This is a genomic window from Mesorhizobium sp. P2_D5 (assembly GCF_056404355.1).
The window spans coordinates 1,075,223-1,089,539 of the sequence record NZ_JBFUEE010000001.1 but is presented as its reverse complement, the minus strand read 5'-3'; the positions used below and the strand labels follow the sequence as shown (position 1 = coordinate 1,089,539).

Here is a 14,317-nt window from a genome sequence, read left to right as displayed (position 1 = left end):
GTCCTTAGTCCGCCTCGTCCGCCGATGCGGCGTTGAGCTGGCCGTATTTTTCCTCGCCGATCGAAGCAAGCAGGTCGAGCTGCGTCTCGAGGAAGTCGATGTGACCTTCCTCGTCGGACAGCAATTCCTCAAACAGCTTCATCGACACGTAATCGCCCGCTTCCTCGCAGATCTCACGCGAGCGCTTGTAGGCGGTACGCGCGTCATATTCGCCGGCAAGGTCGGATTCGAGCACTTCCTTGACGTTCTGCCCGATGCGCAACGGCGCCACGGACTGCAGGTTCGGATGGCCTTCGAGGAAGATGATGCGGGCCACGAGCCGGTCGGCATGGTGCATCTCCTCGATCGATTCCGCCCGCTCCTTCTTTGCCAGTTTGGCGTATCCCCAGTCCTCCAGCAGACGGAAATGTACCCAATACTGGTTGACGGCTCCCAGCTCCAGAAAAAGAGCCTCGTTAAGCCGCTCGATGATCTGCGGTTCGCCTTTCATGGATCCTGCTCCCATATTGGACGCGCAGGCCTCTGACGCGGTCCAGGTGTGAAACGATGTCGACGCCGCTCGCCTCCGAGCGGGCGTGGTAATTTTCGGTGACCCGAATGATCGTTTCGACCACATTTGGGAAGCAGCCGCAACAGCGGCCGCGCTTCTGCATGGTGTGATAGACCTTCGCCGGCACGATCAATTGCCAGGGATCCTGATCCAGCAGCCCGATGATCGTCTGCTCGATTTCCCTCTCGGTGATGATGTTGCAATGGCATATCAGCATTTGGCGGCTCAGATGGCTGACGGCGCCTCCCGCGCCGTGTGGCTTGATTTCTTACCATGGCCTATTTCGAAGCCGGGTGTCAGGCTTCGGATCAGGCCATGGCCTGTCGGCGGTTACTTGAACACCTTGTCCGGCGCGTCGAGACTGTCGGAACCCTCGAAGGCGATGGCATTGAGCTTCAGGGTGCCGACGGCGCGTTCGATCGACTTGGTCTGGTCGATCAGCGCGTCGATCGCCGCCTGCACGGTGGCGTTGCCTTCGGTGTTTCCCTCGGCGATCTGCTGGTCGTAGGCCTCGCCGGCCAGTGCCCGCGCCTTGATCGCCTCCATCTTGGCAACGGTGACATCGAGCTTGCCCGACAGCTCCTTGTCGATCGCCGGATCGGCCGCCTTCACCATATCGGCCACCGAAGGTCCCGAAACGACGGTTCCGTCGAGCCTGGTATAGCTGGCATGGTAGGCGGCGCGAATGCCGATGGCGTCGTAGAGATGGGAGTTGTAGGTGTTGTCGGAAAAGCAGTCATGCTCCTCCTCGGGATCATGCAGCAGCAGGCCGAGCTTCATGCGTTCGCCGGCCAGTTCACCGTAGGACAGCGAGCCCATGCCGGTGAAGATGATCGAGATGGCGGTGTTCGGCTCGCCGTCGACGAGGTTCTTGCGGGCGGCACCGTCTTCCTTCCAGTCGTTGACCATCTTCTGCAGGTCGGAGACCAGAAGGTCGCTCGCCGACTTCAGATATTGCGCTCGGCGGTCGCAATTGCCGCCGGTGCAGTTTTTGAGGTCATAGTCGGTGTACGGGCGCTCGCCGGCCCCCGGGCCGGTGCCGTGCAGGTCCTGGCCCCAGAGCAGGAACTCGATGGCGTGATAGCCGGTGGCGACATTGGCCTCGATGCCGCCGGCCTGCTGCAGCGTGCCGGAGAGGAATTCCGGCGTCAGGTTCGTGGCATCGACCTTCTTGCCGTTGATCTCGATCTCCTTGTTGGCGATCACATTGGCGGTATAGAGCGAATTTGCGTCCGATTCCGTGCCATAGCTCTTGGCGACATAGTCGATCAGCCCTTCGTCGAGCGGCCAGGAATTCACCTCGCCTTCCCAATCATCGACGATCTTGTTGCCGAACCGGTAGACTTCTGTCTGCTGGTAGGGAACGCGCGCTGCCTTCCAGGCGTCACGGGCGGCGTTGAGGGTTTCCACCGATGGTTTGGCAAGCAGGGCGTCGACCGCCTTGTCGAGCGCCTGCGCGGTGGTCAGCGAATCCTCGTATTTGGCGAGCCCGATATCGGCATAGGTCTTGATGACCGCCTTCGCGTCGGTTTCGGCCTTGGCCGGCAGCACGAACACAGCCGCCGTCAGCAGGGCGGTGGCGCCGATCGCGGCGAGCCTGCTGCCATACCGTGCCGATATCATCGCTCTCATGACTGTCATCTCCTCAGGAATTCACTGAAATATGGGCGCGGCAACAGGCGGCCTGCACAAGTCGGGCAGGGTAACGCCATCCGGCAAAAAAATGGCCACGACAAGACGTGGTCTGCGGAAGAAAGACACCGAAATGCCTCCAATCGAAAGGGTTCAAGGCCCAGACATCAAAGGGATGCGCCATTGCGCGAGCCCCCATAAAGCTTCGACGTTGGTGGAAGTCAATGAAAATCGACAGGAAAAGCCAATTGAAACAATAGTTTAGAATTATTCTAAACTATGACAGTCAACTTTATGCCCGGGTCTTGCCGATGAACGCTGCGATTGACAGCCGCCATTCCGGGTGCGACCCGCAAAAGCTCTCTTGCGGCGGTGCCAGACAATTGCCACCTGGCGGGACATCCTAGAATTGGACAGGGATTGGAATGCGATGAAGAACGGTGTGGTCATTGTCGGCGCGGGTCATGCGGGCGTGCAAGCGGCCGCAAGTCTGCGCGAGGAGGGTTATGACGGACCGGTGATCCTCGTCAGTGACGAGAACGAATTGCCGTACCACAAGCCGCCGCTGTCGAAGACCTTCATCAAGGACGCCGAGGCCAAGCCGCAGCCGCTGCGCGGCGAGGCCTTCTACACCGGCAGCGCCATTGACTACCGGCCCGGGGTCAGGATCGAGAGTATCGACGCTCCCCGTCGTAGCCTGGACGTTGCCGGTGGTGGCGCGCTTGCCTTCGATCACCTCATCCTGGCGACCGGCTCGCGCCCGCGCACCCTGCCGCTGGCCGGTTCAGAGCTTTCCGGCGTGCTGTCGCTGCGCTCGCTGGCTGATGCGCGGCTGATCCGCGAGTTGAGCGCACAGAGCGACGATGTCGTTATCCTCGGCGGCGGCTTCATCGGTCTGGAGATCGCCGCCACGCTGCGGGCGGCCGGCCGCACGGTGACGGTGGTCGAAGCGGTCGACCGGCTGCTCGGCCGCGCCGTGGCGCCGGTCGTGGCGAGCCATGTCCGCCAAAGGCTGGAAGCGATCGGTGTGCGCATCCTCACCGGCACCTCGATTGCAAGGCTCGAAGGCGAAAACGGCCATGTCTCGGCCGCGATCACCTCAACCGGTGAAAGGCTGCCAGCACGCATGGTCATCGTCGGCATCGGCGCCGTGCCGAATGTCGAGCTGGCGCAGGAAGCCGGCCTCGCTGTCGCCAACGGCATCCGCGTCGATCACCAGATGCGCAGCTCGGCGCCAGAAATCCTCGCCATTGGCGATGCCGCCTCTTACCGGCACTGGTTCACCGGCGGCGACGTGCGACTGGAATCGGTGCAGAACGCCACCGACCAGGCGCGGCTCGCCGCACGCACCGTTACCGGCCATGCGGACGCCTATTCGGCGGTGCCGTGGTTCTGGTCCGACATCGGCGACATGAAGCTGCAGATGGTCGGCCTGACCGCCGGCGGCGACAGCCATGTCGTGCTGGGCGACCTGCCCGACAACAAGTTCTCGATCTACCACTATGCCGGAGACCGGCTGCTCGGCATCGAATCGGTCAACCGGCCCGGCGACCACATGCTTGGCCGCAAAATGCTCGGCGCCGGCTTCTCGCCGACGCCGCAGACAATTGCGGCAGGCCCCGAAGGCCTGAAGGCGGCGCTGGCCGCCTTCCTTGAGGGTGAACCAGCCAGAGCGGCTGGATAATTCCGGCCCTTCAGGCCGACGCGCCGTCGATCAGGCAGCGCAGACTTCGCGGATCGAGCTTTCCAGAATGTCAAGCGCCTCGTTCATGACGCCGTCCTGGATGGTGATCGGCGCCAGGAAGCGGATGACGTTGCCATAGACGCCGCACGTCAGCAGGATCAGCCCCTTGTCGAGCGCCTTCAGCCTGATCGCGTTGGCGATCTCGGCCGACGGCAGGCCTTTCTTGACGTCGTTGAACTCGACGGCGTTCATGAAACCGAGGCCTCTGATATCGACGATCTCGGGCACGTCGTCACGGATCGACTGCAGCCGCTGCTTCAACCGTGCACCCAGCGTGTTGGCACGGTCGCAAAGCTTCTCGTCTTCGATCACGTCGAGCACGGCATGCGCGGCGGCGACACCGATCGGGCTGCCGCCATAGGTGCCGCCGAGCCCGCCGGGGCCGGGTGCATCCATGATCTCTGCACGGCCGGTGACCGCGGCCAGCGGGAAGCCGCCGGCCAGGCTTTTAGCCATGGTGGTGATGTCGGCCGCCACCTCATGGTGATCCATGGCAAACATCTTGCCGGTCCGGGCAAAGCCGGTCTGCACTTCGTCGGCAATCAAAAGCATGCCGTGCTGGTCGCAGACCTTGCGCAGCGCGGTCAGGAACTCACGCGGCGCGTCGTAGAAGCCACCCTCGCCCTGCACCGGCTCGATGATGATGGCGGCGACGCGGGCCGGATCGACATCGGCCTTGAACAACCGGTCGAGTGCGGCCAGCGAATCGGCGATCGACACGCCATGAAGCGGCACCGGGAACGGCGCGTGGTAGACATCGCCCGGCATGGCGCCGAAGCCGACCTTGTAGGGCACGACCTTGCCGGTCAGCGCCATGCCCATGAAGGTGCGGCCGTGGAAGCCGCCGGCGAAGGCGATGACCGCCTGGCGGCCGGTGGCGTTGCGGGCGATCTTGATGGCGTTCTCGACCGCCTCGGCGCCGGTGGTGACGAAGATCGTCTTCTTCTCGAACTTGCCGGGCAGCATGCCGTTCAGCCGTTCGGCCAAGCGCACATAGCTCTCATAGGGCACCACCTGGTGGCAGGTGTGGGTGAAGCGGTCGAGCTGCGCCTTGACCGCCTCGATCACCTTCGGATGGCGATGACCGGTGTTGACGACGGCGATGCCCGACGAGAAGTCGATGTAGCGGCGGCCCTCGACATCCCAGATCTCCGAGTTTTCAGCCCGGTCCGCGTAGATTTGCGTGGTCATGCCGACGCCGCGCGAGATGGACTGGTTCTTGCGTTCGGAAATGGCTGAATTCTTCATGGGATCCCTCATCGGGCCGGCGCCCGTTCTTGTTTGATGTCGCTGACACGTCTTCTGACCTTATTTCACGTTTTCCTCAAGTCGGCACCGTCGACAGGCGATTGGGCCTGCCGCCGGGCGCCGCCTTGACCAGTCGACCGATGCGCGTACGAGAGAGGTTCCCTTTTCATCGGGATCGATTATCTTTGGACGGCCCGCGAGGCTCCGCGGAGGGAGCGTCCTACGCAGGCAGGGGAAGCCATGAGCAGGAACGCGAAATCGTCCGCCTTGCAACCATTGCTCCCAAGCCCTTTGCCGTACCGAAACACCTCAATCCTTGCCTGCGCGATGGCGAGCCTGCTGCTGGCCGGCTGCCAGAAGCAGGAGGCAGCCGAACACAGGCTGCCGGTGATGGTGCGCACCGAGACAGTTGCGATCGCAGACTTTTCGCCAAGGACCTCGCTGACCGGCGTGATCGCGGCGCGCACGCTGAACAATCTGTCGTTCCGGGTGGGTGGCCGCGTCGCCGAGCGGCTGGTCGATGTCGGCCAGCATGTCGATCAAGGTGCTGTGCTCGCCCGCATCGATCCGCAGGAGCAGGAATCCGATTTGCGCTCGGCACAGGCCGATCTTGACGCCGCGCAGGCACAGCTGACCCAGTCCGCCGCCGCCTTCGAGCGGCAGAAGACGCTGCTTGCCCAGGGTTTTACGACCAGGCGCGACTATGACGCCGCCGATCAGGCGCTGAAGGTGGCGCAAGGTAGTGTCGATGCCGCACGGAGCGCACTCACCAACGCCCAGCAGAACCTGTCCTACACCGAGCTCAAGGCGGGTGCCGCCGGCGTCATCACCGCCCGCCAGGTCGAAACCGGACAGGTGGTGCAGGCGGCGCAGACCGTCTTCACCGTCGCCGAGGACGGCGATCGCGACGCGGTGTTCAATGTCCAGGAAACATTGGTTGCCAAAACACCGCCATCGCCGACGGTGACGATCACGCTGTTGTCCGACCCGCAGGTGAAGGCCGTGGGCAAGGTGCGCGAAGTCTCGCCAGCGGTGGATCCGGCTTCGGGCTCGATCCGGGTCAAGGTCGCCATTCCCGACACGCCCGCCGGTATGCCACTGGGCGCGGCTGTCATCGGCTCGGTCAGCGCCAGTCCGACGAAGGCTATCCTGTTGCCCTGGCAGGCGCTGACCTCCACTGCCGGCAAACCGGCTGTCTGGATCGTCGACCCCTCGACCAAGGCGGTTGTGACGGCGCCGGTCGAGGTGCTGGCATTCGAATCGGGCACGGTCGTCATCGCCAGCGGGCTGAACGCAGGCCAAAGTGTCGTTACGGCAGGCGGGCAGTTGCTCAGTCCCGGGCAAACGGTCGAGATATCGGGAGCGGGCCAATGAGAAGGCTGCCGCACCTCATGCTTGGCCTGTTTGCACTTGGCACGCTCGTGTCCTGCTCGAAGTCCGAGGAAAAGCCGCCCGAGATCATCCGGCCGGTGCTGTCGATAGTCATCGAGCCGCGCACCACCCAGACCTTCGGCTTTGCCGGCTCGGTCGAGCCGCAGGTCAGTGCCGACCTCGCCTTCCGCCTGCTTGGCCGGGTTGTGTCGCGCGACGTCAATGTCGGCGACATCGTCAGCAAGGGCACGACGATCGCCGCGCTCGACCCGACCGCACTGGAGCTGGCCGTCCAGGCCGCCAAGGCGGAACTCTCCAATACCGAGGCGCAGTTCGCCAACGCCGCAGGCAGCGAGGAACGCCAGCGCCAGCTGCTTGCCGCCGCCAACACCACGCAGGCGGCCTTCGATGCGGCGGAGCAGGCGAGGAAAGCGGCGGAGGCCGGCGTCGAACGGGCCAAGGCCTCACTTGCCAAATCGCAGGAGCAGCTTGGCTACGCGCGGCTGTTCTCGGATTTCGACGGCGTTGTCACCGCCACCGGCGCCGAGGTCGGCCAGACGGTCTCGCCTGGCCAGACGGTCGTCACGGTGGCGCGCTCGGACCTGCGCGAGGCGGTGGTCGACATTCCCGACCAGTTGATCGGTGACCTCACGGCCGGCACGCCATTCCAGGTCATCCTGCAATCGCAGCCGACGATCCAGACCGAGGCCAAGCTGCGCGAGATCGCGCCGCAGGCCGAAGGCTCGACCCGCACGCGGCGCGTGCGGCTGACGCTCACCGATCCGCCGCGAGCCTTCCGACTCGGCTCGACAGTGACGGCGACCCGCGTAACCAAGGTTACGCCGACGATAGAATTGCCCATGTCAGCACTGTTTGAAGGCGACGGCGTCGACAAGGTCTGGATCGTCGATGCGCAGACATCGAGCGTTAACGCCAAAGAAATCAAGGTCGCCGCAAAGGGCGCCGCTACCTTCACCGTCGCCGAAGGGCTGGAAGCCGGTATGCGCGTCGTCACAGCCGGCGTCCACAGCCTGAGCGAAGGCCAGAAGGTCAGAGTGCCAGAGGGCGGCGTCTGATGAAGGGCTTCAATCTCTCCGACTGGGCGCTCAGCCACCGCTCCATGGTCTGGTACTTCATGCTGGTGTTCGTGGTGGCCGGCATCTTCTCCTACCTCAATCTCGGTCGTGAGGAAGATCCCAACTTCACCATCAAGACGATGATCATCCAGGCCAACTGGCCCGGCGCGTCGGTCAAGGAGACCGGGCAGCAGGTGACCGACCGCATAGAGAAGAAGCTCGAGGAGCTCGACAGCCTCGATTTCACCAGATCCGTCACCACCGCCGGCCAGACCGTCATCTTCGTCAACCTGAAGGACACCACCAAGGCGCGCGATGTCGTGCCGAACTGGATTCAGGTCCGCAACATGGTCAACGACATCCGGACGCAGTTTCCGCAAGGCGTGCAGGGGCCGTTCTTCAACGACCGCTTTGGCGATGTCTTCGGAAACATCTACGCCTTCACGTCGGACGGGCTGACGCCGCGCCAGCTGCGCGACTATGTCGAGGACGTCCGCACCAAAATCCTGACCGTGCCGAATGCCGGCAAGGTCGATCTCGTCGGCGCGCAGGACGAGGCGATCTATCTCGAATTCTCGACCCGCCAGATCGCCGCCCTTGGCCTCAACCAGCAAGCGATCATTGCCAGCCTGCAAGCGCAGAACGCGATCACGCCGTCCGGTGTCATCGAGTCCGGACCGGAGCGCATCAGCGTGCGCGTCGGTGGCCAGTTCACGTCCGAAGAAAGTCTGCGTGCCATCAATCTGCGCGTCAACGACCGCTTCTTCCGGCTCAGCGATGTGGCGACGATCACGCGCGGCTATGTCGATCCGCCGACGGCGCTGTTCCGCTTCAATGGCCAGGACGCTATCGCGCTCGCCATCGGCATGAAGCCCAACGCCAATCTGCTGCAGTTCGGCGAGGCGCTGCACACGGAGATGAACAGGGTGCTGGCCGACCTGCCTGTCGGCGTCGGTGTGCATCTGGTCGCGGACCAGCCGGTCATCGTCGAGGAGGCCGTCTCGGGCTTCACGCGCGCGCTGTTCGAGGCGGTCGCCATCGTGCTGGCGGTGTCCTTCATCAGCCTCGGCATGCGCGCCGGCTTCGTCGTGGCGCTGTCGATCCCGCTGGTGCTGGCCATCACCTTCACGGTCATGGCCTATCTCGGCATCTCGCTGCAGCGCATCTCGCTGGGGGCGCTGATCATCGCGCTCGGTCTCCTGGTCGACGACGCGATGATCGCGGTCGAAATGATGGTGGCGCGGCTTGAGGTCGGCGACAATCTGCGCAAAGCGGCGACTTACGTCTACACATCGACTGCCTTCCCAATGCTGACCGGTACGCTGGTGACGGTCGCCGGCTTTATCCCGATCGGCCTCAACAACAGCGCCGCCGGCGAATACACCTTCACCCTGTTCGTCGTCATCGCGGTATCGCTTCTGGTATCATGGATCGTAGCCGTGCTGTTTGCACCTCTACTCGGCGTCACAATTCTTCCGGCGACGATGAAGACGAAGCACCACGACCAGCCGGGTCGCTTCACGTCACTGTTCCGGCGCGTGCTTATCGGCTCTGTGCGGTATCACTGGCTGACCATCATCGCCACGGTGCTGTTGTTTGCCGGCTCGATAGCCGGCTTCGGCCTAGTCCAGCAGCAGTTCTTTCCGCCTTCCGACCGGCCGGAGCTGATCGTCGACTGGAACCTGCCGCAAAACTCGTCGATCACAGAGACCCGGGACCAGATCGAGCGTTTCGAAGGGCGCGCGCTGGCCGGCAACCCCGACATCGATCATTTCAGCTCCTATATCGGCCAGGGCGCGGTGCGCTTCCTGCTCGCCTTCGACGTGCAACCGGCCAATCCGTACTTCGGCCAGACCGTCATCGTCACCAAGAGCATCGAGGCGCGCAACCGGCTGAAGCCGCAACTGGAGAAGCTGCTGCGCGAGGAGTTCGTCGGCACCGATGCCTTCGTCAAGCCGCTCGAACTGGGGCCGCCGGTCGGCCGCCCGGTGCAGTACCGCGTCGGCGGTCCCGACATCCAGACGGTGCGCGGCTTGGCGCAGCAATTCGCCGGCCTCATCTCGACCAATCCGAAGCTTGCCGCGCCAACCTTCGACTGGAACGAGCCCCAGCGTGTGCTGAGGGTCGACGTGCTGCAGGACAAGGCGCGCCAGCTCGGCATCACCTCCTCCGATATCGCCAGCGCACTGAACAGCACGGTCGGCGGCGACACCATCACGCAGGTGCGCGACGCCACCTATCTGATCAACGTCGTGGCGCGCTCACGCGATGCCGAACGCGGCTCGATCAGCACGTTGCAGAACATGCAGTTGCCGACCGGCACCGGCGAGGCGATCCCGCTCGCGGCGGTGGCCAACTTCCGCTACGAGCTGGAGCAGCCGACGGTGTGGCGGCGTAACCGCATTCCGACGATCACCGTGCGCGCCGGATTGGTCGGCGACACGCTGCCGGCGACCGTGGTCAACGAACTGAGGCCAGCCGTCGATACCTTTATCGCCAAGCTGCCGCCGGGCTATTCGGTCGAGACCGCAGGCTCGGTCGAGGAAAGCGCTAAAAGTCAGGGACCGATCGCCGCGGTCGTGCCGCTGATGCTGTTCGTCATGGCGACCATCCTGATGGTGCAGCTGCAGAGCTTCCAGCGCCTGTTCTTGGTCGTTGCTGTCGCCCCGCTCGGCCTGATCGGCGTGGTGGCCGCACTGGTGCCGAGCGGCGCGCCGCTCGGCTTCGTCGCCATCCTCGGCGTGCTGGCGCTGATCGGCATCCTGATCCGCAACTCGGTCATCCTGATCGTGCAGATCGAGGATCTTGTCATTGAAGGCAAGGACCGCTGGGCGGCGGTGATCGAGGCGACGGAGCATCGCATGCGGCCGATTGCCCTGACGGCAGCGGCCGCGAGTCTCGCTCTGATTCCGATTGCACGTGAGGTGTTCTGGGGACCGATGGCCTATGCCATGATGGGCGGCATCATCGCCGGCACCGCGATCACGCTGTTGTTCCTGCCGGCGCTCTACGTGGCGTGGTTCAGGATCAAGGAGCCGAAGCGGGGATTGGGGAGCGAGGACGCGCACGGGGACGCGGTGCCGGAAGGCGGGGCAGCCTGAGAAGGAAATTTCGAGTCGCGCCGCGATAGAAACTACACCCTCACGAACCCTTCGCTCGCCCTAAGCAGATTGCGCGTATAATCCTTCGTCACACGCCGCTCGACAAGGTCGTCCGCGCTCAGATTCTCCACCGCCTCGCCACTTTGCATCACCATCAGCCGCCGGCACATATGGGTGATGATGGCGAGGTCGTGGCTGACCATCAGGAAGGTCAGCTTGCGCCGCCGGCGGACCTCTTCCAAAAGGTTGAGCACTTCCGCCTGTACCGAGGCATCGAGTGCCGAGGTCGGCTCGTCGAGCAGCAGGATCGACGGTTCGAGGATGAGCGCACGCGCGATCGCCACGCGCTGACGCTGGCCGCCCGACAATTGATGCGAGTAGCGGAAGCGAAAACCATTACCGAGGCCAACCTCGTCGAGCGCTCGTTGGATGCGCTTTTCGCCGTCGGCAAAACCATGGATGGCGAGCGGTTCCTGCAGCAGGCGATCGACGGTTTGGCGCGGGTGCAGCGACCCGTACGGATCCTGGAAGACCATCTGCACTTCGCGGTAAAAGGCCTTGTCGCGGCGAGTACCAAGTTTCTTGCCGTTGACGGCGATGCTCCCCGACGCAACCGGCGCTAGGCCGGCGATGGCTCGCAGCAGCGTCGATTTGCCGGAGCCCGATTCTCCGACCAGGCCGAAGGATTCGCCCGGCTGCACGTCGAGGCTGACGCCTTTCAGCGCGTGAAAGCGGTCGAAGATCACTCCCAGCCGGTCGACGGCAATCGCTGCTGTCATGCCGCCCACTCCGGCTTGCGGTCGAGCACCGGCAGCGGGTGACGGTCAGCGCCGATCTTGGGCATGCAGTTGAGCAGGCCGCGCGTATAGGGATGCTCGGCGCGGCCGAGTTCGGACGCCTTGAGCTGTTCGACCACCTTGCCGGCATACATGACGATGACACGGTCGCAGAAGGACGAAACCAGGCGCAAATCGTGCGAGATAAAGATCAGCCCCATGCCGCGCTCGCTGACCAGCCGGTCGAGGATGCCGAGCACATCGAGCTGCACGGTGACGTCGAGCGCTGAGGTCGGCTCGTCGGCGATCATCATTTCCGGTCCGGCGATCAGCATCATGGCGATCATGGCGCGCTGGCCCATGCCGCCGGACACTTCATGCGGATGCAGGTCGAAGACGCGGGCCGGGTCGCGGATCTGCACCGCTTCCAGCATCGCCAGGGCGCGGTCGCGCGCCTCGGCCTTGCCGACCTTTTCATGGGTGCGCAGCGTCTCGACGATCTGGCGGCCGATGCTCATCACCGGATCGAGCGAATATTTCGGATCCTGTAGGATCATGGCGATGCGTTTTCCGCGCAACGCGCGGCGTTCGCGTGGCGAGACGCTGAGCAGGTCGATGCCGTCGAAGGCAAGCTTGTTCGCCGATATCCGGGCCTGCGGCGGCGTGAGCCCCATGATGGCGCGGCCGGTCTGCGACTTGCCGGAGCCGGACTCGCCGACAATGCCGAGCCGTTCGCGGCCAAGCGAGAAGGTGACGCCACGCACCGCCTCGACCAGCCCGGTGCGGGTCGGGAAGGTGACGCGCAGGTCCTCGACGTCGAGAAGCGTGCTCATTGGTCACCACTGCGCGGATCGAGCGCGTCGCGAAGGCCATCGCCAAGCAGGTTGAAGCCAAGGCTGACGATCAGGATGGCAAAGCCCGGCGCACCGGCCACCCACCACTGGTCGAGCACGAAGCGGCGGCCCGACGCGATCATGGTGCCCCATTCGGGCAGCGGCGGCTGCGCGCCGAGGCCAAGGAAGCCGAGACCGGCGGCGGTCAGGATGATGCCGGCCATATCGAGCGTCACCCGGATGATCAGCGAGGAGATGCAGAGCGGCATGATGTGGCGCAGCACGATGCGGAAGGGCGAGGCGCCCATCAATTGCACCGCCTTGATGTAATCGGAATTGCGCACGGTCAGCGTTTCCGCGCGGGCAATTCGAGCGTAGGGCGGCCAGGAGGTGATGGCGATGGCGAGCACCGCATTCTCGATGCCGGGGCCCAGGGCCGCGACAAAGGCCAACGCCAGAATCAGCTTGGGGAAAGCGAGGAAGATGTCGGTGATGCGCATCAGGATCGCATCGGTCCAGCCGCCGGCATAGCCGGCGATGGTGCCGACCAAGAGGCCGATGGGTGCGGCGATGATGGCGACCAGGATGACCACGTAGAGCGTCCAGCGCGAGCCGTAGAGAATGCGCGAGAGGATATCGCGGCCGAGATCGTCGGTCCCGAACCAGTGCTCGGCGCTCGGCGGCAGCAGGCGCGAGCCCTTGAGGTCGCCGAATGTCGGCGAATAGGGCGCCAGCACGCCGGCAGTGGCGGCAACGACCAGCAAGGCAATGATGATGAGCAGGCCGAGAAATGCCAGCCGGTTGGCGGAAAAGCGCCGCCACGCCACATAGGCGCGGCCGAGCCTTGCCTGCATGCGCGACGCCGGGCGCTCGCTGAGCAGCCAGTCGCGACGGGTCTGGATGGCGTCGGCGCTCATGCGGACTTCGTCCTCGGATCGAGCACGCGATAGAGCAGGTCGGAGAGCAGGTTGATGCCGATGAAGACCGAGCCGATGACGATGGTGCCGCCGAGCACTGCATTCATGTCGGCGTTCTGCAGCGAGTTGGTGATGTAGAGGCCGATGCCCGGCCACGAGAACACGGTCTCGGTCAGCACCGAGCCTTCGAGCAGCCCGGCATAAGAGAGCGCAATCACCGTCACCATCGGCACCGCCGCGTTGCGCAGCGCATGGCCCCAGATGATGCGGGTTTCCGACAGGCCCTTGGCGCGCGCCGCGACGATGTATTCCTGGGCGAGCTCGTTGAGCATGAACGAGCGTGTCATGCGGCTGATATAGGCGAGCGAGAAGTAGCCGAGCAGCGAGGCCGGCAGGATGATGTGGCGAAAGGCGTCATAGAAAACATCCCACTGCCCCTGCCACAGGGAATCCAGGAGATAGAAGCCGGTGATCGGCGTGAAGGTGTATTCGTAGACGACGTCGAGCCGGGCCGGGAAGGCGACCCATTGCAGCTTGGCGTAGAACAGCACGAGCGCCAGCAGCCCAAGCCAGAAGATCGGCACGGAATAACCGATCAGGCCGATAATGCGCACGATCTGGTCGATGAGACTGCCACGCCTGACCGCGGCCAGCACGCCAAGCGGCACGCCGAACAATGCACCGATCAGCGTTCCCAATGTCGCCAGTTCCGTCGTTGCCGGAAGGGCGCGGCGAATGTCGGTCATGACCGGATTGGTGGTCAGCACCGAGGTGCCGAAATCACCATGCACCGCACTTTTCACATAGATGTAGAACTGCTCGACCAGCGGCAGGTCGAGGCCCATCTCGCGGCGCGTGCGCTCGACGACATTGGCCGGCGCCCGATCGCCGAGCACCGCCAGCACCGGGTCGATCGGGATGACACGGCCGATGAAGAAGGTCACCGCGAGCAGACCAAGATAGGTCGTGATCGCGATGACCAGGAAACGGCCGAGCGATGATGCAAGGGCGACGGCGCGGGCGCTGCGGCGCCCGCCCTCGTTTTCAATCGCGCTCATGCGGCGCGTCC

General features: G+C 64.2%; 12 protein-coding genes. 4 read left to right on the top strand and 8 right to left on the bottom strand.

Annotated elements, in window-relative coordinates:
• Positions 1–4: 4 nt before the first annotated feature.
• The 3 genes from bfr to AC1DYW_RS05190 all read right to left on the bottom strand — a co-directional run bounded on the left by bfr (position 5) and on the right by AC1DYW_RS05190 (position 2,173).
• Complete coding sequence (bfr, locus tag AC1DYW_RS05200; protein ID WP_095082450.1) at positions 5–490, bottom strand: bacterioferritin; 486 nt, start codon at positions 488–490, stop codon at positions 5–7.
• Positions 456–767, bottom strand: coding sequence for a (2Fe-2S)-binding protein (locus AC1DYW_RS05195; RefSeq protein WP_457152880.1), 312 nt, complete (start codon positions 765–767; stop codon positions 456–458). Before AC1DYW_RS05195 ends, bfr begins: the two co-directional genes overlap by 35 nt.
• A 113-nt stretch (positions 768–880) precedes the next feature.
• On the bottom strand, positions 881–2,173 hold the full coding sequence (locus AC1DYW_RS05190) for an imelysin family protein (protein ID WP_477225580.1): 1,293 nt from the start codon (positions 2,171–2,173) through the stop codon (positions 881–883).
• 439 nt (positions 2,174–2,612) lie between these two features.
• Between AC1DYW_RS05190 and AC1DYW_RS05185 the strand changes: the two genes are divergently transcribed.
• On the top strand, positions 2,613–3,866 hold the full coding sequence (locus AC1DYW_RS05185; protein WP_457151576.1) for an NAD(P)/FAD-dependent oxidoreductase: 1,254 nt from the start codon (positions 2,613–2,615) through the stop codon (positions 3,864–3,866).
• 30 nt (positions 3,867–3,896) lie between these two features.
• On the opposite strand, the gene AC1DYW_RS05180 is transcribed toward AC1DYW_RS05185, so the two are convergent.
• Positions 3,897–5,174: a 4-aminobutyrate--2-oxoglutarate transaminase gene (locus AC1DYW_RS05180; protein ID WP_457151577.1), complete on the bottom strand. Its 1,278-nt coding sequence runs from the start codon at positions 5,172–5,174 to the stop codon at positions 3,897–3,899.
• Between the two features lie 327 nt (positions 5,175–5,501).
• Between AC1DYW_RS05180 and AC1DYW_RS05175 the strand changes: the two genes are divergently transcribed.
• From AC1DYW_RS05175 to AC1DYW_RS05165, 3 genes are read left to right on the top strand one after another with little or no spacing between them, the layout of a single operon-like run.
• Complete coding sequence (locus AC1DYW_RS05175) at positions 5,502–6,548, top strand: efflux RND transporter periplasmic adaptor subunit (RefSeq protein WP_457151578.1); 1,047 nt, start codon at positions 5,502–5,504, stop codon at positions 6,546–6,548.
• A complete protein-coding gene (locus AC1DYW_RS05170; RefSeq protein WP_457151579.1) occupies positions 6,545–7,621 on the top strand; it encodes an efflux RND transporter periplasmic adaptor subunit in 1,077 nt (358 codons plus the stop codon). Before AC1DYW_RS05175 ends, AC1DYW_RS05170 begins: the two co-directional genes overlap by 4 nt.
• Positions 7,621–10,722: an efflux RND transporter permease subunit gene (locus AC1DYW_RS05165; protein WP_477225325.1), complete on the top strand. Its 3,102-nt coding sequence runs from the start codon at positions 7,621–7,623 to the stop codon at positions 10,720–10,722. Before AC1DYW_RS05170 ends, AC1DYW_RS05165 begins: the two co-directional genes overlap by 1 nt.
• A gap of 32 nt (positions 10,723–10,754) precedes the next feature.
• On the opposite strand, the gene AC1DYW_RS05160 is transcribed toward AC1DYW_RS05165, so the two are convergent.
• The 4 genes from AC1DYW_RS05160 to AC1DYW_RS05145 are packed head-to-tail and all read right to left on the bottom strand — an operon-like array spanning position 10,755 to position 14,306.
• Entirely contained in the window at positions 10,755–11,501 is a 747-nt protein-coding gene (locus tag AC1DYW_RS05160) for an ABC transporter ATP-binding protein (protein ID WP_477225324.1), read from the bottom strand.
• Entirely contained in the window at positions 11,498–12,331 is an 834-nt protein-coding gene (locus AC1DYW_RS05155; RefSeq protein ID WP_477225323.1) for an ABC transporter ATP-binding protein, read from the bottom strand. Before AC1DYW_RS05155 ends, AC1DYW_RS05160 begins: the two co-directional genes overlap by 4 nt.
• A complete protein-coding gene (gene nikC, locus AC1DYW_RS05150) occupies positions 12,328–13,248 on the bottom strand; it encodes a nickel transporter permease (RefSeq protein WP_477225322.1) in 921 nt (306 codons plus the stop codon). Before nikC ends, AC1DYW_RS05155 begins: the two co-directional genes overlap by 4 nt.
• Entirely contained in the window at positions 13,245–14,306 is a 1,062-nt protein-coding gene (locus AC1DYW_RS05145) for an ABC transporter permease (RefSeq protein WP_477225321.1), read from the bottom strand. The genes nikC and AC1DYW_RS05145 overlap by 4 nt, the downstream gene beginning before the upstream one ends.
• Between the last annotated feature and the right edge of the window lie 11 nt (positions 14,307–14,317).

Excerpts from the sequence above, each read along its gene's own strand:
- bfr (WP_095082450.1), bottom strand. The coding sequence starts at position 490 with ATGAAAGGCGAACCGCAGATCATCGAGCGGCTTAACGAGGCTCTTTTT.
- AC1DYW_RS05195 (WP_457152880.1), bottom strand. The coding sequence starts at position 767 with ATGCTGATATGCCATTGCAACATCATCACCGAGAGGGAAATCGAGCAG.
- AC1DYW_RS05190 (WP_477225580.1), bottom strand. The coding sequence starts at position 2,173 with ATGATATCGGCACGGTATGGCAGCAGGCTCGCCGCGATCGGCGCCACC.
- AC1DYW_RS05185 (WP_457151576.1), top strand. The coding sequence starts at position 2,613 with ATGAAGAACGGTGTGGTCATTGTCGGCGCGGGTCATGCGGGCGTGCAA.
- AC1DYW_RS05180 (WP_457151577.1), bottom strand. The coding sequence starts at position 5,174 with ATGAAGAATTCAGCCATTTCCGAACGCAAGAACCAGTCCATCTCGCGC.
- AC1DYW_RS05175 (WP_457151578.1), top strand. The coding sequence starts at position 5,502 with ATGGCGAGCCTGCTGCTGGCCGGCTGCCAGAAGCAGGAGGCAGCCGAA.
- AC1DYW_RS05170 (WP_457151579.1), top strand. The coding sequence starts at position 6,545 with ATGAGAAGGCTGCCGCACCTCATGCTTGGCCTGTTTGCACTTGGCACG.
- AC1DYW_RS05165 (WP_477225325.1), top strand. The coding sequence starts at position 7,621 with ATGAAGGGCTTCAATCTCTCCGACTGGGCGCTCAGCCACCGCTCCATG.
- AC1DYW_RS05160 (WP_477225324.1), bottom strand. The coding sequence starts at position 11,501 with ATGACAGCAGCGATTGCCGTCGACCGGCTGGGAGTGATCTTCGACCGC.
- AC1DYW_RS05155 (WP_477225323.1), bottom strand. The coding sequence starts at position 12,331 with ATGAGCACGCTTCTCGACGTCGAGGACCTGCGCGTCACCTTCCCGACC.
- nikC (WP_477225322.1), bottom strand. The coding sequence starts at position 13,248 with ATGAGCGCCGACGCCATCCAGACCCGTCGCGACTGGCTGCTCAGCGAG.
- AC1DYW_RS05145 (WP_477225321.1), bottom strand. The coding sequence starts at position 14,306 with ATGAGCGCGATTGAAAACGAGGGCGGGCGCCGCAGCGCCCGCGCCGTC.